General features: G+C 66.7%; 15 protein-coding genes. 2 read left to right on the top strand and 13 right to left on the bottom strand.

What is annotated here, in order from left to right; translation table 11 throughout:
• Window positions 1-55 precede the first annotated feature (55 nt).
• Window positions 56-1,651 (bottom strand): isocitrate lyase, encoded by a 1,596-nt coding sequence (locus tag C8J45_RS04140; RefSeq protein WP_107961952.1) that lies wholly within the window; start codon window positions 1,649-1,651, stop codon window positions 56-58.
• A gap of 303 nt (window positions 1,652-1,954) precedes the next feature.
• Between C8J45_RS04140 and C8J45_RS04135 the strand changes: the two genes are divergently transcribed.
• Both C8J45_RS04135 and C8J45_RS04130 read left to right on the top strand, forming a co-directional pair.
• Entirely contained in the window at window positions 1,955-2,443 is a 489-nt protein-coding gene (locus C8J45_RS04135; RefSeq protein WP_258191275.1) for a DUF4142 domain-containing protein, read from the top strand.
• A gap of 108 nt (window positions 2,444-2,551) precedes the next feature.
• A complete protein-coding gene (locus C8J45_RS04130; RefSeq protein ID WP_107961951.1) occupies window positions 2,552-4,222 on the top strand; it encodes a formate--tetrahydrofolate ligase in 1,671 nt (556 codons plus the stop codon).
• Between the two features lie 137 nt (window positions 4,223-4,359).
• Here the strand turns inward: C8J45_RS04130 and C8J45_RS04125 are convergent, their stop codons facing one another.
• The 12 genes from C8J45_RS04125 to C8J45_RS04070 form a co-directional block, all read right to left on the bottom strand.
• A complete protein-coding gene (locus tag C8J45_RS04125; protein WP_107961950.1) occupies window positions 4,360-6,246 on the bottom strand; it encodes an XrtA/PEP-CTERM system amidotransferase in 1,887 nt (628 codons plus the stop codon).
• Window positions 6,247-7,722 carry an exosortase A gene (xrtA, locus tag C8J45_RS04120; protein WP_107961949.1) on the bottom strand — a complete coding sequence of 492 codons (1,476 nt, stop codon included), beginning with the start codon at window positions 7,720-7,722 and terminating at the stop codon, window positions 6,247-6,249.
• Complete coding sequence (locus C8J45_RS04115) at window positions 7,719-8,888, bottom strand: TIGR03087 family PEP-CTERM/XrtA system glycosyltransferase (RefSeq protein WP_107961948.1); 1,170 nt, start codon at window positions 8,886-8,888, stop codon at window positions 7,719-7,721. The genes xrtA and C8J45_RS04115 overlap by 4 nt, the downstream gene beginning before the upstream one ends.
• A complete protein-coding gene (locus C8J45_RS04110; RefSeq protein WP_107961947.1) occupies window positions 8,885-9,922 on the bottom strand; it encodes a FemAB family XrtA/PEP-CTERM system-associated protein in 1,038 nt (345 codons plus the stop codon). Before C8J45_RS04110 ends, C8J45_RS04115 begins: the two co-directional genes overlap by 4 nt.
• Complete coding sequence (locus tag C8J45_RS04105; RefSeq protein WP_258191274.1) at window positions 9,919-10,764, bottom strand: XrtA system polysaccharide deacetylase; 846 nt, start codon at window positions 10,762-10,764, stop codon at window positions 9,919-9,921. The genes C8J45_RS04110 and C8J45_RS04105 overlap by 4 nt, the downstream gene beginning before the upstream one ends.
• Window positions 10,765-11,853, bottom strand: coding sequence for an ExeA family protein (locus C8J45_RS04100; RefSeq protein WP_107961946.1), 1,089 nt, complete (start codon window positions 11,851-11,853; stop codon window positions 10,765-10,767).
• A 13-nt stretch (window positions 11,854-11,866) separates the two neighbouring features.
• The gene (locus C8J45_RS04095) at window positions 11,867-13,531 is read right to left on the bottom strand and encodes a hypothetical protein (RefSeq protein WP_258191273.1); all 1,665 of its coding nucleotides are present in this window, start codon (window positions 13,529-13,531) and stop codon (window positions 11,867-11,869) included.
• Window positions 13,531-14,583, bottom strand: a complete 1,053-nt coding sequence (locus C8J45_RS04090; protein ID WP_107961945.1) for an AAA family ATPase — start codon at window positions 14,581-14,583, stop codon at window positions 13,531-13,533. The genes C8J45_RS04095 and C8J45_RS04090 overlap by 1 nt, the downstream gene beginning before the upstream one ends.
• Window positions 14,584-14,590: 7 nt before the next feature.
• Window positions 14,591-16,114 carry an XrtA system polysaccharide chain length determinant gene (locus C8J45_RS04085; protein WP_107961944.1) on the bottom strand — a complete coding sequence of 508 codons (1,524 nt, stop codon included), beginning with the start codon at window positions 16,112-16,114 and terminating at the stop codon, window positions 14,591-14,593.
• A gap of 2 nt (window positions 16,115-16,116) precedes the next feature.
• Window positions 16,117-16,761 carry an XrtA/PEP-CTERM system exopolysaccharide export protein gene (locus tag C8J45_RS04080; protein ID WP_107961943.1) on the bottom strand — a complete coding sequence of 215 codons (645 nt, stop codon included), beginning with the start codon at window positions 16,759-16,761 and terminating at the stop codon, window positions 16,117-16,119.
• Window positions 16,762-16,945: 184 nt separating this feature from the next.
• Window positions 16,946-18,172 carry a pyridoxal-dependent decarboxylase, exosortase A system-associated gene (locus C8J45_RS04075; protein WP_107961942.1) on the bottom strand — a complete coding sequence of 409 codons (1,227 nt, stop codon included), beginning with the start codon at window positions 18,170-18,172 and terminating at the stop codon, window positions 16,946-16,948.
• Window positions 18,169-19,809, bottom strand: a complete 1,641-nt coding sequence (locus C8J45_RS04070; protein ID WP_181321084.1) for an acyl-CoA ligase (AMP-forming), exosortase A system-associated — start codon at window positions 19,807-19,809, stop codon at window positions 18,169-18,171. The genes C8J45_RS04075 and C8J45_RS04070 overlap by 4 nt, the downstream gene beginning before the upstream one ends.
• Window positions 19,810-19,883: the final 74 nt, after the last annotated feature.

Raw genomic sequence — 19,883 nt, 5'->3', positions numbered from 1 at the left:
CGCCGGCCGGGCGTGATGCCGGATCCGCGCCGGAGCTTTCGCTCCGGCTTGGGCATCATGCCGCAAATTGGTTCATCGTATTATGCGCGCCGCCAGCCTTCAGAGCCGCCTCACCCGCGAAATACTCCTTATGGTCGTCGCCGAGATCCGAGCCGGACATGTTCTGGTGCTTCACGCAGGCGATGCCCTCGCGGATTTCCTTGCGCTGGACGCCCTTCACATAGCCGAGCATCCCCGCATCCCCGAAATACTCCTTGGCGAGATTGTCGGTCGAAAGCGCCGCGGTGTGGTAGGTCGGTAGCGTGATGAGGTGGTGGAAGATCCCCGCCCGCTTCGCTGAGTCCGCCTGGAATGTGCGGATGCGTTCGTCGGCTTCGTCGGCAAGCTTGGTGCCGTCGTAATCGACGCTCATCAAACGCGCACGATCATAGGCCGAGACGTCATCGCCCGCCGCCGACCAGGCATCGAACACCTGCTGGCGGAAGTTCAACGTCCAGTTGAAGCTTGGCGAGTTGTTGTAGACGAGCTTCGCGTTCGGAACGACCTCGCGGATGCGGTCGACCATGCCCGCGATCTGCTCGATATGCGGCTTCTCGGTCTCGATCCACAGCAGGTCCGCGCCGTTCTGTAGCGAGGCGATGCAGTCCATTACGCAGCGATCCTCGCCGGTCCCCGCGCGGAACTGGAACAGGTTCGACGGCAGGCGCTTGGGGCGCAACAGCTTGCCGTCCCGGTTGAGGATGACGTCGCCGTTCTGCGCGGTCGCCGGATCGATCTCCTCGCAATCCAGGTATGAGTTATACTGGTCGCCGAGGTCGCCCGCTTCCTTGCTGACCGCGATCTGCTTGGTGAGGCCGGCGCCGAGCGAATCGGTGCGCGTGACGATGATGCCGTCCTCGACGCCGAGTTCGAGGAACGCGTAGCGACACGCGCGGACCTTCGCGAGGAAGTCCTCATGCGGCACGGTGACCTTCCCGTCCTGGTGGCCGCACTGCTTCTCGTCGCTGACCTGGTTCTCGATCTGGAGCGCGCAGGCGCCTGCCTCTATCATCTTCCGCGCGAGCAAATAGGTCGCCTCCGCATTGCCGAAGCCCGCGTCGATGTCGGCGATGATCGGCACGACGTGCGTCTGGTGGTTCTCGATCGCGTTGAGCAGGCGCTGTTCCTCGATCGCGTTGCCGGACGTGCGCGCCGCGTCGACGTCGCGGAACATCATGCCGAGTTCGCGCGCATCGGCCTGGCGGAGGAAGGTGTAGAGTTCCTCGATCAGCGCGGGGACGCTGGTCTTCTCGTGCATCGACTGGTCGGGCAACGGGCCGAACTCGCTCCGCATCGCCGCGACCATCCAGCCCGAGAGGTACAGGTACCGGCGGTCGGTGGTGCCGAAATGCTTCTTGATGCTGATCATCTTCTGCTGCGCGATGAACCCGTGCCAGCAACCGAGCGATTGCGTGTAGTTCGCGGGATCGGCATCGTAGGCAGCCATGTCCTTGCGCATGATCGCCGCGGTGTAGCGCGCGATGTCGAGCCCGGTGGTGAACCGGTTCTGGAGCCGCATCCGCGCGACGGACTCGGGCGAGATCGCGTCCCACGTGCCGTTCTGGTCGGCGATCAGGTTGGTCAACTGGGCGATGTGCGTCTGGTAGGTCACGGGCGATCCTCGTCTGCTGCTGCGATGATCGGCGTGTAGAGTTGTTGACACGAAGCTGGAGAAACAACCGCGCTAAATCGAGGTCGGCCTGTCACCGACGGGTGAATTCGCCTGTCGATCTGTAAACTTCGTTACACGGCGAATGCTGCTCGATGCAGTTCCGTCATGACCCAAATCAAGATCGCCGAATGATCCGGTGATGACCGGAACATTAGCGCGCTCGGTACAGTTGTTCGCTCAGTTCGGATCGTGCGGTCGAAGTTCTGGCAACGGCGACCGAACGATATCCGCCAAGGAGAGAAGATGATGAATCGCTTTTATACCGCAGCCGTATTGATAGCATTGCCCGCCTACGCACTGTCTGCTCAGGCCCCGATCCCAGCCTCGACCTATGTCATGAAGGCGGGCGCAAGCGATCTGTATGAGAAGACATCGAGCGAGCTCGTCCTGGCGACGACGACGAACCCGAAGTTGAAGTCGTTCGCGCAGATGATGGTCACGGATCATACCAAGAGCACCGCGGACGTGAAGGCGGCGGCAACCGCGGCGCATGTCAAAGTGGCCCAGCCAAAGCTCGATGCGGTCGGCGCCAAGAACGTCGCAGCGCTGCGTGCCGCCAAGGGTACCGCACGTGACCGACTTTACGTGACGCAGCAAAAGGCAGCGCATGAGAAGGCATTGGCGTTGCAGCAGGGCTATGCGGCAAACGGTACCGTCCCCGGCCTGAAGACGGTCGCGGCGGGGATCGTGCCGGTCGTCCAGACGCACATCACCGAACTGCAATCGATGTAATACTGCTCGTATGACGTAGACGGCGCTCGCATCAATACGCGGTCGCCGTTCGACGTTTCAGTGTTTAGCCGTCTGGAAAGCGGATCGTTCCACGGCTAGGCGTGCGACATGGACACCGATATCGCCATCGCCCGCAGCGTCGCACTGCGCCCCATCGCCGCCATCGCCGACGGCCTCGGGATTCCGGATGCGGCGATCGAGCCCTATGGTCGGTTCAAGGCGAAGATCTCGCTCGACTGGCTCGAAATGCGCGAGAAGGGCAAGGGCGGACGCCTGATCCTGGTCACCGCGATCAACCCGACCCCGGCGGGCGAAGGCAAGACCACCACCTCGATCGGTCTCGCCGACGCGCTCCGCCACACCGGCCGCAAGGCGGTGCTCGCACTACGCGAACCGTCGCTCGGACCGTGCTTCGGCACCAAGGGCGGTGCGACCGGGGGCGGTCGCGCGCAGGTCGCGCCGATGGAGGACATCAACCTCCATTTCACCGGCGATTTCCACGCGATCACCGCCGCCCACAATCTCCTCGCCGCGATGATCGACAACCACATCCACTGGGGCAATGCGCTCCAGATCGACGTCCGCCGCGTCGTCTGGCGCCGCGTGCTCGACATGAACGACCGCGCACTTCGCGACATCGTCCAGTCGATCGGTGGCGTCGCCAACGGCTATCCGCGCGAATCGGGCTTCGACATCACCGTCGCCTCCGAAGTGATGGCGATCCTCTGTCTTGCCAACGACCTGGCGGACATGGAGCGCAGGCTCGGCGATATCGTCGTCGCCTACACCCGCGACCGCTCGCCGATCACCGCGCGTGACCTGAAGGCGGACGGCGCGATGGCGGTGCTGCTCGCGGAGGCGATCAAGCCCAACCTCGTCCAGTCCCTGGAGGGCACGCCCGCGTTCCTCCACGGCGGACCGTTCGCCAACATCGCCCATGGCTGCAACTCGGTGATCGCCACACGCGCCGCCTTGTCGCTCGGCGATTACGTCGTCACCGAAGCGGGTTTCGGCGCGGACCTCGGTGCGGAGAAGTTCTTCGACATCAAGTGCCGTCAGGCGGGGCTCGCACCCGACGCAGTCGTGATCGTCGCCACCGCGCGCGCGCTGAAGATGAACGGCGGCGTCGCCAAGGCCGATCTCGCGCAAGAGAACGTCGAGGCGGTCCGCAAGGGGGCGGTCAACCTCGTCCGTCACATCGAGAACATCCGCCAGTTCGGCGTGCCCGCGATCGTCGCGATCAACCATTTCTACACCGACAGCGACGCCGAGATCGCCGCTATCGTCGAGGCCGCCGCGCAGCACGGTTCGCGCGCGATCCTGTGCCGGCATTGGGCGGAGGGCGGCGCAGGCGCGGTCGAGCTGGCCGACGCGGTCGCCGAGATCTGCGAGACACATGGCGGCGGTTTCGCGCCGATCTATGGTGACGAACTCTCGCTGTTCGACAAGATCGACACCGTCGCGCGGCGCATCTACCGCGCGGAGCACGCGGTCGCCGAGCCGAGCGTGCTGGCGCAACTCAAGCGCTGGGAAGACGCGGGGTACGGCCACCTCCCCGTCTGCCTCGCCAAGACGCAGTACAGCTTCTCGACCGATCCCGCGCTGCTCGGTGCGCCGACCGGACACATCGTACCGGTACGCGAAGTCCGCCTCGCGGCAGGCGCAGGGTTCGTGGTGGCGATCTGCGGCGAGATCATGACGATGCCCGGCTTGCCTCGCGTGCCGGCGGCGGAAGCGATCCGCCTTAATGAGGACGGGCTGATCGAGGGGTTGTTTTAAGGGCTTAATCCTCCTCCGCCAGAGGGAGGTGGCTGGCAGTTGCCAGACGGAGGGGGAGGCACGCGAAACGCCTGTTCCGTGTCCTCCCCCTCCGTCACCTTGGGCGACACCTCCCCCTGGCGGGGGAGGATCAGGAGCTACCCGAACATCCGCTTCATCGATCGCTCGAGCATCACGAACTGCCACAGGGTCCGGCCATGTTCGACCCGGCCCATGCGGTGTTCGTCGGCGATCCGCGCGATCGTCGCCATGTCGAACCACCCCGTTTCGCCGAGCGTGCGCGACTTCGCCAACGCCGACGCCTCCCCCGCCAGCGTCTCGCGGAACCACGCGCTGATCGGCGTCACGAAACCCATTTTCTGCCGATAGAGGATCTCACGCGGCAGATACGGCTCCATCGCCTTCTTCATCAGCCATTTGCCCTCACCGTGGCGCAACCGCATGTTCGCCGGCAGCGTCGCGCAGAACTCGATCAGGCGGTGATCGAGCAACGGCTCGCGCGCCTCCAGCCCGACCGCCATGCTGGTCCGGTCGACCTTGGTGAGGATGTCACCGGGCAGCCAGTGCTTGATGTCGGCATACTGCGCGCGGTCGATCGCATCGCGCGCCGGCGCGTTTGCCATCGTCGCGACGTAGCGATCCTCGGCGCGGTACCCGCCGAGCGCGGCGCGGGCGCTGGGCGTGAAGAGATGCGCGCGCAACTCTGGCGTGGTGACGCCAACCGACCGCGCATACGCCTCGCCGCCACCCTGCGCGAGCGCGAGCAACGTCGATTTGGCGCGCAGCGGACGCGGCGCCCAGTCGGCTTTCGGATACCAGCGGCCAAGCGCCCCGAACACGTCTGCACGCACATGCGCCGGAAGCAGGCCGCGGACGCGCTCCTCCACGGACTGGAACTTGTAACGACGATAGCCGGCAAGCGCCTCGTCCGCGCCGTCGCCCGACAGCGCGACGGTAACGCTTTCGCGGGCCAATGCACAGACCTGGTACGTCGCGAGCGCGGAGGCATCGGCGAAGGGTTCGTCGAAGCTCGCGACGAGCGTGTCGATCAGCGAGACGTCGCCGGACTGGACCACGCGCTCGCGGTGATCGGTGGCAAACCGGCGCGCGACGGTGGTGGCGAAGCTGCGCTCGTCATGGCCCGCTTCGTCGAACCCGATCGTGCAGGTGCGGACCGCCTTTGGGCTCGCCTCGGCCATCAGCGCGACTACCGCAGAGCTGTCGACGCCGCCCGACAGGAACGCACCGAGCGGCACGTCGGCGACCATCCGCGAGCGTACGCCCGCGCGCATCCGGTCGACCAGTTCCTCGCCGAGTGCCTTGGCGGAGCCGGTCGCGCGGTTGGAGAAATCGATGTCCCACCATTTACGCGGTTGCGGCACCGCGCGGCCGCGCTGGACCAGCAGGAAATGCCCCGCCGCCAACTTCCTAACGCCGGCGACGATGCAGGAATCATCGGGGACGTAGCCTAGCGCGAGGTAATCCTCGACGGCGCTCAAATCGGGTACGCGCCGAAGCTGCGGGTGCGCGAGCAAGCCCTTCAGTTCGGAGGCGAAGGCGAGCGAGCCGTCGGCGAGCTCGACGTAATAGAGCGGCTTCACGCCCATCCGGTCGCGCGCGAGGAACAGCGTGTGCGCGGCGGAATCGTGGATCCCGAACGCGAACATGCCGTTCAACCTGTCGAGCATTGACGGCCCCCAGGCGCGCCAGGCGTGGAGCAGGACTTCGGTATCGCCCGTCGTCCGGAAGATCGCCCCCTTGGCGATCAGCTCGTCGCGCAGTTCGGCGAAATTATAGACTTCGCCGTTGTAGGTGATCGTCAGCGTACCGTCGGACATCGGCTGCGGCGAGCCTTCGAGGTCGATGATCGACAGCCGGCGGTGGCCGAGCCCGACGCCCGGCGCGGTCCAGATGCCGTCGCCGTCGGGCCCGCGATGCGCCAGCGCGGCGATCATCGCATGGACGCGGTTGGGGTCGACCGGCTTGGGCGTACCCGGGTGGAAGATCCCGGCAATGCCGCACATCTAGCGCATCCCCGCGGCGTGGTCGGCGACCGTACCGATCGGCCCCAATGCGGCGAGGAAGCGCGCGATCGGACGCGGGTCGGCGCCCTCGACCGACAGGTGGATCGCCACCGCGCGTTGCGGGCCGCCGAGCAGCCGGGCCTTCATCGTCTCGATCTTCACCAGCGTCTCGTCCTGCGTGGTCGTGTCGCCGACCCGGTACCACGTCGCGACGATCCGCTCTACGGGCCCCGGCGCGGTGATTCGCATCGCCGAACCGCCCGAAATCGCGGGCAGGGTCTCGACCCGGACCCAGCGATCCTCCTGGCGCAGGACGCCCGTGCCGTAGGCGATCAGCTCCTTGCCTTCATGCTGGCTACCGAACACGGCGATACTCACGTCGACGGTCACGCCCGACGCATCGGCGTAGCGACCGAACAGATAATGGTCGGCACCGGGGTAATAGGGCGTCCAGGGCGCGCGCGTGCTGACCGGGACGCGGTGCCATCCGGCAATGTCGGGGAGGTCGATATGCGCGGGCAGCGCCTGCGCCCGGCTCGCGATCGCCGCGCTCCACAGCGGGAAGACCGCGACCGTGGCGAGTGCGAGCGCGGTAGCGACCGGGAGGTCGGTGCGGCGACGGGGTATCGCCTGGAGCGTCGCCGGAACGAACGCGGGATCGTCGGGCGCGCGGTCGAACCAGCGCCAGCCGATCGCCAGCACGCCGGCCATGACCAGCGCGAAGAATATCCAGCCATAGACGATATGATCGAGGCCCGTCGCAGCCTCGACCGACGTCAGGTCCGCCGCCCAGATCGTCCCGAATGCGCGAAAGCCATTGGCGATGACCGGCACGACGACCGAAACCACGAGGAACACCGCGCGGCGCTTCCACGACACGAAGCAGAGGTTGGCGACCAGCACGCCGAACGCGACCATCGCGATGACGAACTTGGCGCCCGAACACGCCTCGGCGACCTCGAAATAATAGCGACCGGCGTGGATCAGCACGCCATCGACCACCGCGGGCACGCCGACGAGATGGAGCAGCGGCATCACGATCGCGACCGTGACGGTCTGCAACGGCGGTTCGAGACCTTCGCCAAACGGCACGAGGAAGAACGCGTAGCCGAGCGGAAATAGGAGGCCGCGCGCGACGTTGGGCCCGAGGATCGTGACCACCGCGCCTTGCAGCATCATCACGAGCCCGAGCTGGCGCGCGAAACCGACCGAGGCGGCGTCGCCCATCAGCCAGCCGAATCCGCCGATCGCGATCAGCGCCAAGCCCGGCCACCAGCCGGTCGGGGTGAGTTGCGCGAGGTCGCTGCGGCGTTGCCAGACGAGCCATGCGATGACCGGACCGATGAACAGGCAATGCCCGAACGTCGTGCTGTTCCACCAGATATGCGCGAGATCGCGCACGTCGCTGCGGAACGTCAGCAGGATCAGCACGAACGCGACCGCCAGCGCGATACCGTGCCGGCGCCACGCGGTCATGCGGACAGGCCGAGAAGCGCGTCGAGTGGAGCGAGACGTGCGTCCCAGCCATAGCGGCGGATGACCTGCGCGCGGGCAGACTCGCCAAGACCCGCTGCGTCCTCGGGGGCTTCGAGCAGCGCGATCACCTCGGCGGCGAACCCGGCGGCGGTCTCGGCGACGCGGATCGTACCAGCGTGGTCGATGCCCTCGGCGGCGGCAGCTGAGGCGACCACGGGGCGCGCCATCGCCATCGCTTCGAGCACCTTGTTCTGGACCCCGCGCGCGAGTTTGAGCGGTGCGACGCACACGTCCGCAGCGGCGAGCCAGCCGCGGACGTCGTCGACTGCGCCGGTGACGGTGACGTGGTCGCTCGCCAGTGCCTGCACGGCCGGCGTGGGTGCGCGGCCGACGATCGCGAACTGCACGGGACGGTAGCGGCAAATCAGCGGGAGGATGTCGCGCGCGAACCAGGTTACCGCATCGATATTGGGGCGGTAGTCCATCTGGCCGGTGAAGACGATCAAACCTTCTGCGCTGCTCCTCGAAATGGCAGCGTTAAGCGCAGGATCGAACTTTACTGCATCGATGCCGTTCTCGACGGCGAGCACCCGCCCTCGGGCATCACCGTCGCGAAACAGTGCCGCTTCGGCCTCGCTGACGAACAGGCTCGCAGAGACCCGTGACGCAATCTCCCGCTCGAAAGCCCCCAGCAGGCGGGCTTCGCGGCGCATCATCCAGCGCATCGGGCCGCGCGCGTCCTCGGCGAAGCCTCCGAACTTGGCGGAGTCGATGTCGACGAAATCCATGACGATCGGCGGCCCACCAGCCGGCAGATACTGCGCCATCTGACCCGAGAAACAATAGACGCCGCCGACCTGCGGAACGACCCGATCGACAGCGGCCTGCACCGCCGGATGCGCGAACGCGGTCAGCGATACCGGCTTGCCCGTGGCGAGCGCTTCGATGGCGGCACGCGTCTGCGACTTCGCGCGAGGAATGATCGTGCAGCTCGCGAGCATGTCGGTGAACACCGCAGGCGGATCGACGTCCGCCTCGTCATCGGCAAACGCCACCAGATGCACCGGCGTGCGCTGCGCCAGATACTGTAAGATATGGAAGCTGCGGATCTTGTCGCCGCGGTCGGGCGGAAACGGCACGCGGTGCGCGAGGAAAAGCAGGCTCACCCCAGCCCTCGGGAGATCCACGGCCCTGCTGCGGTCGCCGCCCACAAAGGAAGCTTCTTCCACGTCCGCACCATCAGCGCGTATTTCGGATTGAGCGGGTTCACTTCGCGCGCGGGACCGCTGCTGCGCTTGGCGTAAAGCCGCGGCTCGGGCGTGAAACCCCAGTTCTTCTTGAACGCCGCCGCCCCCGTCCCCGTCTTCGAACGCCCGAAGTCGAACCGCGTGCAGCCGCGCGCCCGTGCATGCGCCATCAGCGCGAAATACATCCGGTCATTGGCGCGAAGCCCCCGCGCCGCTTCGGTCCCGCCGCCCCAATAGGGGTAAACCGTGCCGTTGAAATACAGGCTCAGGACGCTGGCGACCGCCCTGCCCCCATGCCGTACGGTGAGAATATCCGCATCCATCGCGCTGGTAACGCTACGAAAGAGCTTTGCGGGAAATACTGGCGTACCGAGATTGCGGACCGATTCCGCATAGACCCGGTAATGCTCGGCGAGCAGTTTCCGGTCGTTGCCAGTAACGATCTCCAGGTCGAATCCGAGCGCACGGCGGACTTCGGCGCGCTGCTTCCGGGGGATGGAGAGCAGTTCGGCATCGTCGTCCGCCGCCAGATCGCGCGCGAAACCGAGATAGCTGCCGTCGTCGCTATCCCAGCCGTTCGGCGCAACCCCGCCACGCAGCTCGACCGACGGACATCCGATGCGCAGCGCAAGGTTCCACGCGCCAGCGGCAAGCGGTTCGACCGCTCCCCCAAGCACGCCACCATCGACGCCGAACCCAGTCGACACCAGCGCACGCCCGAACAACGGCGAGCGCATCTCGGTCAGTGGCAGCACGCCGACGATCGCGCGATCGGTCTCGGACACGAGATACCGCGCGCGCTGGCCGCATCCGTCCTGCACCGCACGGCTCCACGCCGGCAGGTGGAACGGCGTCGCGCCCTCCATCGCGTCGACGAACGCCGTGATCCGCGCGCACTCGCCCGCATCGCGAAGGTCCGCCTCGCGCACGCCGACGGGCATCGGTGCGGTCACGCCAGCCGGGCCGCTTCGCGCGCGACGACCGCATCGACGCGGCCCCATTGATGACGACCCAGCAACCCGCGCAACTTCCCCGCCATCGCGCCGAGCCGCGAATAATGGCGGATCTTGGACCGCATCGGTGCCTGCTCGACGCGCGGCTGCGACGGGTCGATTTCCCACGGGTGGAAGTAGAACATCGCCGGCCGATCTTCGCGGTTGACCTGCCGCACGGCGAAATCGGTGATCGCAGCGGGCAGCAGCCGAAAGAACCCGCCCCCGGTGGCAAGCTTGCGCTCACCGAACTTGGCGACCGTCACCGGAACCTCGATCAGCGCGCTGTCCGCAAGCGGCCTGAAACCGTAGCGCGGCGCATCGAGCCAGCCGTAATGATCGTGCTTCACCGGCGCGACGCTGGAGGAATAGGCATAGCCCGCCTCCGCCAGCTCGACATGCGCCCAGGGCGTCCGCTGGTCGATCGAGAAACTCGGCGCACGATAGCCGGTGACCTTCGCCCCCGCCGCATCCTCGATCGCAGTCCTTGCCCGCACCAGGTCGGCACGAAACACCTCAGGCGTCATCGTGAACACGCGCTGGTGGTCCCAGCCATGGCTGGCGATCTCGTGCCCCGCATCGACGATCCGCCGGATCAGCGCCGGATAGCGGTGCGCGACCCAGCCCAGCGTGAAGAAGGTCGCCTTCGTCTCTCGTTCGGCGAACAGCGCCAGGACCGCATCGGTGTTCGCCTCGACGCGTGGCTGGAGCGAATCCCAGTCCGCCTTGTCGATGACCTTCTCGAACGCGCCGACCTGAAACCAGTCCTCGACGTCGACCGACATGCCATTGAGAACAGTCATTTACGCTGCGTCGTGCCAGGCCGTCACACCGCGGATCGGTGCGTATTCCGGCTTGTCGTCATCACTCTCGATCCAGTCGACCAGCAGCGTCAGCACGCGACGAAGCGCCTTGTCCTGCAACTCGACACGTGCTTCGAGCGCAGCGATGCGGTCCGCGATCGCGGGATCGGTACGCTCCGCCTCCGCCACCGGCGTCGGCTTTGCGATGGACTCGGCGGTACCGGAGACGGGCGCGAACGTAGCGGCCCCCTTCCCCGTATCGGTCGCCAGCATCGGCAGGTCGCCTTCCAGGTCACGCTGTACCGACTGTACGACCGCAGCATCGATGACCGTCAGATCCTCGATCGCCGCATACAGCATGACGCGGCCCGCGAGCAGGTTCAGCCGCCGCGGAACGCCCGCCGACCCTGCGAAAAACGCCGCAAACGCATCGTCGGCAAAGTCGGGATTGCCCGTCCAGCCTACCACCGACAGCCGGTGCGCAAGATACTCGGAGACCTCATGCTCCTCCATCGGATCGAGGTGGTGGATCGCGATGACGCGCTGGCGCAGCTGTTCGAGCCGCTCAGACCCGTGCAGCCGATCGCGGAATTCGGGCTGGCCGAGCAGGACGATCTGCAACAGCGCATGGCCGCCAGCCTGAAAGTTCGACAGCATCCGCAATTCTTCGAGCGCCGATACCGGCAGAGCCTGCGCTTCGTCGACGATCAGCAGCGTCCGCTTGCCGGTCCGCGCCACGGCGTGAAGCCCGCGCTCGATCGCGGTCAGCAGTTCGGCCTTTGTCAGCCCGGCGGGATCGACCTGCAATTCGGTCGCGACGATCCGCAGCAGGTCGTCCGCCTCGATCGCGGTCGACACCAGCTTGATCGCGTTCAGCCGCTGGTGATCGATCGTGTCCATCAGGTGACCGACCAGCGTCGTCTTGCCCGCGCCGATATCGCCGGTGATCACGATGAAGCCCTCGCCCTGCGCCAGGCCATAGCCGAGATACGCCATGGCCTTGCGGTGCGTGGCCGTCTCGAACCAGAATTTGGGATCGGGGGTCAGCTGGAACGGCCGACCCGTCAGTCCATAATGTTCGTCGTACATCTGCTGCTCGCCTTCAGAACTGGTACCGCGCGCCGATCAGCGCCTGCGCCGACCATTCGCTGTCGAAATCACCGACCTTGAAGCTGTAAAGTCCGAGCGACGCGGTTGTGCCGAGTCGCCCGAAATTGTGGTAGTATGTACCCGTCGCCCCGTACGACCATACGCCGTCGTCACCAGAAACGTCTTCAGGGGCGATATTGGCCACGCCGGGATCATAATAATTGGCAAACAGGTCGGCGTTGACGCCAGACGCCTGCGTCAGCGAGCGCTGGTAGAACAGCTGCCCGTAATAGCTCTGGTCCTCGATGCCGGTGACGACGATGCCCGGCGCGAAATTGGGTGCGTACAGCTTGCGATTGGAATAGCCGAGGCCGGCACCGAAGGTCGATCGGCCACGGGTCGCGACGATCACGCCGTCGACGCCGCGCGCACGGTAGCTGGCGGTCGAGATCGACTGGAACACGTCGTTGAGGCAGCCGCCCGGCGCCGCGCCTGTGGTACCGAACACGCATCCGTTGAACTGCTGGCCGAAGCCCTGTTGCTGACCGGTCAGGAAGCTGGTTGGCAGATTGCCGATGCCGGTGCGGAGCTGGCGTCCGAAGGTCTGCACGCCGTCATAGACGTTGACCGAGAGCCCAACCGACTGCGACGCCTGATACGTCGCCGTGCCGGTATAGCTGAGCGAGCCATATCGCTTGCCGACATGGGCCTCGACCGAGGTCCGGCGATTGGGCCGCCAGATCACGCCCGCGTCGTAATAGACTCCGTCGGTACGGTAGGCGATCCGCCGCGGCGACGCTGCGTTGGTGATGAACCGGCCGTCGCGATCGAGCACCGGCGTTCCCGTCGCATCGACGACCGCGTCCTTCTGGCTCGTCTCGATCGTCTCGTAGCCGACGCCCGCGGTCAGCGCGACATAGGGCGATATCGGCTGGAGTATGTCGCCGCGGCCGTAATAGCCTTCGTAGCGCTGCTTCAGTTGGCTCGCGGTCTCGCGGTCGTACGCGCCGCTGAGCGTGATGCCGAACGGCGCGATGCTGCCGGGCGCGACGGTGGCGCTGGCGGTGGCGGTGTTGCCGATCGAATCGTCGTAGTAATCGAGCCGCCGTCCGCCCACCGCGGTATCGCCGAAGGTCGGCGTCTCGACCTTGGTATAGCCGAGGCGATAATTCGCGTTGAACACGACCGGGCCGAAGGTGTCGGTGAAGCTCGGGCCGGCGAAGACCGAATAGAGCTGGCTGACATTGTCCACATTGCCGACGAGCAAGCCAGGCGCTGCGCCACGGATGTCCGAGCGAGCGCGCGTGGCGATGCCGGCGGCTTCGAGCGTCAGGTTGCGCGTGACTCGGGCGTCGACGCGCGCGAGACCCGAATGGATATCCTGGTCGCCGAGGTCGTCGCCCCAGCCGAAGCGGCGCTCGTACCGATAGCTGAGCTGTCCCGAAACACGCTGAGTCTCGATCGCGGCATCCACGCCCGCCGCAAGGCTGGTGTAGGTCAGCACGTCGCCGCCGTTCAGATCGGCATACAGCGTCTGGCTGGCCTCGATATACGGGTTGATGGTGACGCGACGCGCGGCCTGCGCCGCAGCGGGCGCCGCGAGCAGCGTTGCCAGCACGGCGGTGCCGCCTGCCAGCGCGAGTGCGCGGGTCGTCAGCCTGGTTGGCTGGGTCATCATCAGGCCTCCTGGCCGTAATAGCTGCCGAAGCGCGCGCCGCCCTGGACGAAGGATACCGCGTTGAGGACGAGCTGGATATGCTCGCACCCGTCGAGAAGATTGACCGCGGCGCGCAGTTCGTTTTCGGGCGTGCGATCGGCGCGGACGACGAGCATCACCTGCCCGACGCGCATCGCCAGCACGGCGGCGGGCGATGCCGCGAGCGCGGGCGGCGAATCGAAGATGATGACACGGCGCGGGTTCGCCTCGAGCAGCCGCGCGATCACTGCCTTGGTGCGCGCGCTGGCGAGCAGTTCGGTGTCCATAGTCGTCTTGGTCCCGGCGGGCAGGATCGACAGATGCGGCACGTCGGTCTGGATCACGAAGTCTTCGACATCCACGCGCACGTCGCTCAGCGCATCGAGCAGGCCGGGGCCATCGGCGAGCCCGAGCTGCTTGACGACATCGGGCTTGGCGACGTCGGCATCGACCAGCAGCACTTCGGTATCGCGCTCGGCGGCAATGGAGAGCGCGAGGTTGACCGCGCAGAACGTCTTGCCGTCGCCCGGCCGGGCCGAACACACCAGTATCATCCGCGCCTTGTCTGGGCTGTCGCTCTCGGCGATGCGCGTGCTGGAGATCAGCAACTGGCGCTTGATCAGCCGGAACTCCTCGGCGAGCGGGCCTACCGGTGCACCGGGCACGATCATGCCGTTGCCCGCGAGCATCCCGCGGTCGATCCGCGCGGTGTCGCCCGTCTCTTCGGGGAAGTAGAACTCGTCCGGCAGTTCGTCGCCGATCGGCGCGCGCAGCTCCTCGGGGATAGCAAGGAACGTCGGATCGGTGAACTCGCGGGACGGCGCAAAGATCGGTTCGCGCGCGGCGGGAGCGACCGGCGACGCCGCAGGAGCAGCAACGGGCGTCTCGACTATTGTCGTGTCGACCACTGGCGTCTCGACCACAGGCGCTTCCGGCACCACGACACCGCGTGCGCGCGCATGTGCGCCGAAATCATACACCTTGGCCGCACGTTCGAGCAGCGAGGGTTCGCGGACGGGTTTGGTCACGGTCATGCCCCCTTTATGCCGCCAGCCCGCGCTGAAGGATTTCTACCCCCAGCAACAGGACATAGGCGGCGCCCAGCGCGGCGGTACCGCCCAGGAACATCGTCAGTTTCCGGCGACGCTGGCTCGATTGCACGCGCGTCACGACTTCGCCGATCGAGCCGATCACCGGCATCCCCGCCGCCTTTTCGAGCCGCGACGTCGTCGGGAACGTCGTCCGCAACTGGCCCATCGCGAACGCCGCACCGATCCCCGCGCCAAGCCCTGCGATCAGCACGCCCGACAGCAGCAGCATCCGGTTGGGTGCGCTGGGCGTGCGCGGCATCGTCGGCGGATCGATCACGCTGAACTTCACATGATCGTTCTGCGACTGCGCCTGACCGACCAACGCGGTCTGCTCGCGCTGTCGCAGCAACGCGTCATACTGGTCCTTGAGCACCTGATAGTCGCGATCGATCGCCCCTTGCTCGGCGGCAACCTCGGGATCGCCCGACAGCTTCGAATTGAGCAGATCTAGGTCGCCCTGCAACTGGCTCTTCCGCATGCGAAGCGAGGCGACGGTAGCCTGGCGATCCGCGACCATCGACTGTAGCGATGCGTAGAGCGGGTTCTGCGCGTTCCCGGCCGCCGCACCGCCCGACAGGGGCTCGCTGCGCGCCGCCGCGGTCGCTGCCGCGAGCTGGCTCTTCAGCGCGATCACGTCGGGATGGTTCTCGGTATAGCCCCGCGCCCGCGCATCGGCGAGTTGACCCTGGATCGCCTGCAACCGCGCCCGCGCCGGCCCAGCCGCGCCTGCGACGCCACCAGCGCCCGGCACCGTCGCCGGCGTTCCCGCCATCTGGCCCTGCACCGCGGCGAGGCTCGACTGCGCAGCGGCAAGGTCGCCGTCGACCTGTGCCATCTGCGACCGCGACGCACCGATCCGGTCGCTGACCGACCCGGTACCGGGCAGAGCGCCAAGATAACGGTTCTGGAAATCGGCGCGCTTGGCCTCGGCATCGGCAAGCTGCTTCTGCCGCGCCGCCAGCTGCTGATCGAGGAAGGTCAGGCTCTGCGTCGTCTTCGAACGATCCCCCGCAAGGTTCTGCTCGACGAACAGGTCGATCAGCTTCTGCGTCACCTGTCGCGCGATCTTCGGGCTCGCGGCGCTCGTCGTGATCTGGAACAGATTGTCCTGCTGCGACGCGATCTTGATGTTGGGGGCCAGCGTCGCAACGCGATCGGCGACGTCGCTGTCGCTCGCCACGGTGTTGGCCAGATCGGTCCCGCGCACGACCTTTTCGAGGTTCGTCGCGGAGATCAACGTCGTCCGGATCGTATCGACGGACATCGGCACGCTCTGCGGCACGCCGTCCATTCCCGCCGGCAGGATCGTCTGCATCTGGACGAAGATACGCGCGGTCGAATCATATCGGCTCGGGATCTGCGACACGACCAGCCAGCCGAGCACGCACACGCCCCACGCCACGCCCAACGCCAGCCATCGCCGCGTCCAGATCGCATGCAGCGCGATGCGCACTTCGTCGTAGATCCCGTTCATCGTCAGAACATCGATTCAGGGATGATGATGACGTCGCCGGGTTCGAGCCGGACGTTGGCCGACGAATCGCCCTTCTTGAGCAGATTGCCGATCTGCAACGCGAACTCGGTCTGCTTGCCGGTCTCGCGATCATAGCGCACCAACCGCGCCTTGTTGCCCGCGGCATATTGGCTGAGCCCACCGACCGCGATCATCGCATCCAGCAAGGTCATGTTGGCACGGTACGGGATCGAGGCCGGCTTCTCGGTCGCGCCGACGATGCGGACCTGCTGGCTGTACGTGCCGCTGAAATTCTCGACGATCACCGAGACGATCGGGTCCTTGATATAGGCCCCCAGCGCCTTCTTCATGTCGTCCGCCAGGATCGCCGGCGTCTTGCCGACCGCGGGCATGTCGTTGATCAGCGGCGTGGTGATCCGGCCGTCGGGACGCACCTGGACCTTCGACGACAATTCCGGATTGCGCCAGACGAAGATGTTGAGCTGATCGAGCGGGCCAATGACGTATTCCTCGCCCGGCAGCTCCTTGTTCGCGACATACGACGCAGGCGGTAGTTCGGGACGACCACCGGTGGTCGAACAGGCGGACAACGCCGTTCCGACGAGGCCCAAGGTCAGCAGGGATTTCGATACGGGTCCGGAACGCATGGGCACTTCTCTCCTGGCGCCACATTGGCGGGACGCTAACCGACGGTTGCCCGGCGGTCGGCTAAACTCAGCCTCGGCTATGCAAGGAACAGGTGAAGATAGCGTTAGGAGCGCCCCGTAACCATGCTCCAGGCGGGCAATGGCCCCAGATTGGGACACCCCAATTCGAGACGGCGCCGACGGGCTATCCAGCAGTAACGATCTCGATCGCCGGTGGATGCCCAAGAAACGCACTCGGGCTCGCGCTCGCCCCGTATGCACCGGCCATGAAGATCGCGATCAGCTCGCCGACCTGCACCGGCGGGAGCGCGATCTTGTCGCCAAGCCGGTCCAGCGGCGTGCAGAGCGGGCCGACGACGGATACGGTCTCGGTCGGCGCCTGGCCCATCCGTGCGGCGACTGCGATCGGATAATTGCGACGGACGACCGTGCCGAAATTGCCGCTCGCGGCGAGCTGGTGGTTCAGCCCGCCATCGACGACGACGAAGGTCTCGCCTTGGCTCTGCTTCACGTCGACGACGCGGGTCAGGTACACGCCCGCCTCCGCCACGAGCCAGCGCCCGAGTTCGATCGCGAATCGCGCTTCGCCAAGGACTGCCGGACGCGATGCCAGCGCGTCGGCCAGCGCCTCGCCGACCCGCTCTACGTCGAGCGCCACGTCTCCGGCGAAATACGGCACGCCGAAGCCGCCGCCGAGGTTGACGAGCGGCGGCGCAGCGCCCGCCTCCTCCGCCAACCGCGCCGCGAGCGCGATCGTCGCCACCTGCGTCTCGACGATCGCACCGGCATCGAGCGCCTGGCTGCCGGCGTAGATATGAAACCCGCGCCAGTCCGCGCCCGCTGCGACGATCGCCTTCACGAGCGCGGCGGCGCGCACGGCATCGACCCCGAACGGCGACGCGCGACCGCCCATCCGCATGCCCGAGCCGCGGAGTTCGATATCTGGGTTCACGCGGACCGCCATGCGCGGTGTTTGCCCGAGGCGGTCGCCGATCGCGAACGCCCGTGCCGCCTCGCCTTCCGATTCGACGTTGAGCGTGGCGCCGGCGGTGATCGCGGCGGCGAGTTCGTCGTCGCGCTTGCCGGGCCCGGCGAAACTGATCGAGGCAGCCGGTTTGACCGCCATCGCCTTGGTCAGTTCGCCAGACGATGCGACGTCCAGTCCGTCGACCAGCGGCGCGATCGCGGCGAGCAAGTCGGCATGCGGATTCGCCTTAATCGCATAATGGAGATCGATCGCCGACATCGCCGCACGAAACCGCCCGATGCGGGCAGCGACGATCGCCATGTCGTAGACGAACAGCGGCGTGTCGCCAGCCTCTACAGCCCAACCATCGGCAGGCCGACCGCCGATCGTTAGCGCGCCCGACTGCGCAACAAACTCGGAAGGAAGAGCACCCATCGGTTTCATGACGCACGCTCCTCAGTGTTCCCCCGCGAAGGCTGGAGCCCAGACTGGACGCCCGCCTTCGCGGGAGAACAAGCTTTTACCTCCGACGCAATGCCAGACCTGTCCAGCTTCCCATTGGCATTGCGCGGCAATTCGTCGCGCCACAGATACGCACCCGGCTGCATGAAGCTCGGCAAAGCAGTCCTCAGCCGCGCCCGCAACGCCGTCTCCTCGCTCGCATCCCCCGCCAGCATCACGACGATAGCCTGCCCCAATCGCTCGTCCGGCACACCGACCGCGACTGCCTCGCGCGCTTCGCCGCCTGCCAGTACGGCCTCCTCGATTTCGAGCGGGCTGATCCGGTTGCCTGCGCTTTTGATCATCTCGTCATCGCGGCCGACGAATCGCAACAAGCCGTCCTCGCCCTCGACGGCGGTATCCCCCGACCAGACCGCTATGCCTCCCCCACTAAGCGCCGGCCGGAACCGCTGCGCCGTCCGCTCCGCGTCCTGCCAATAGCCTTGGGCGACGAGCGGCCCCGAATGCACGAGTTCCCCCGCCTCCCCCGGCGCAGCGCGCGTGCCGTCGGGCTTCACCACCGAAACCTCTGCAAACGGGATAGCCCGCCCCATTGCGTCGGGATGCGTATCGATCAGCGCCGGATCGAGATAGGTCGACCGGAACGCCTCGGTCAGCCCGTACATCGCGTACACTTCCGCCGCGGGGAACCGCTCGCGCAGCCCCCGCACGAGCCGCGGCGTCAGTGCGCCGCCAGAGTTGGTCAGGCGCTTCAACCGAGCGGCGGTCTCCGCCGGCCACTCCGCTTCCAGCAACTGGACCCACAGAGGCGGCACGCCCGCGAGCGTCGTCGCCTCGACCCGTTCGACCGCCTTCACCACGTCGCGTGCGACCAGATAGTCGAGCGGCGCTACCGACGCGCCGGCTGCCCATGTGGAGAACAGCTGGTTCTGGCCGTAGTCGAACGACAAGGGCAGGACGCCGAGCACGCGGTCTTCAGGCTCCAGCTTCAGATAGTGCGCGACGGAGATCGCGCCGAGCCACAGGTTTGCGTGGCTCAGCATCACGCCTTTCGGGCGGCCGGTGGAGCCGGACGTGTAGAGGATCGCGGCCAGGGTATCGGGGTCGGCGTCGGAGGGACCGATCATTCCGCTCCCCTGCGGAGGCGGGGGGTTGGGAATAACGGGCGTTGCGCTTTGCAATCCGAGCCCCCCGCGTTCGCGAGGGAACAGAGAAAGAAGCTCGGCCTCGTCCACGGTCGCGCAGCCATCCGGCACGTCGCCATCGTTTAGCGTCCCGGCCCGCACGCTTTGGGTCACCAGTAGGCGAGCGCCGCTGTCCCCCAGGATATGCGCGACCTGCGCCCTTCGGAGCAGTGGGTTGACCGGGACATGCACCAGCCCCGCTCGCGCCACCGCGAGCGGCATCAGGCAGGCGACGCGCGTCTTCGGTAGCCACGTCGCGACGCGGTCGCCGGCCGACAGTCCTCGGCCAGCGAGCCACCCCGCCAATGCACCGACCCCCGCCTCGAGCTCGGTAAACGTCATCACGCCCGCCTTGTCGACCAGCGCGACGGCGTCCGGCGCGCCACGCAGCGCAATGTGGTCGATAGGGTACGGCTTGGGGTCGAGCGCGATCATGCGACCCTAATAGCGCCAAGCCGTTGCCGAATTCACCCCCACACGCTAGCGGGGCCGGGTTCCTAACCGTTCAG

This window comes from Sphingomonas sp. PP-CE-3G-477 (assembly GCF_003050745.1).
Taxonomy (GTDB): Bacteria; Pseudomonadota; Alphaproteobacteria; order Sphingomonadales; family Sphingomonadaceae; genus Sphingomonas.
This window is presented reverse-complemented; position numbering and strand designations above follow the sequence as displayed.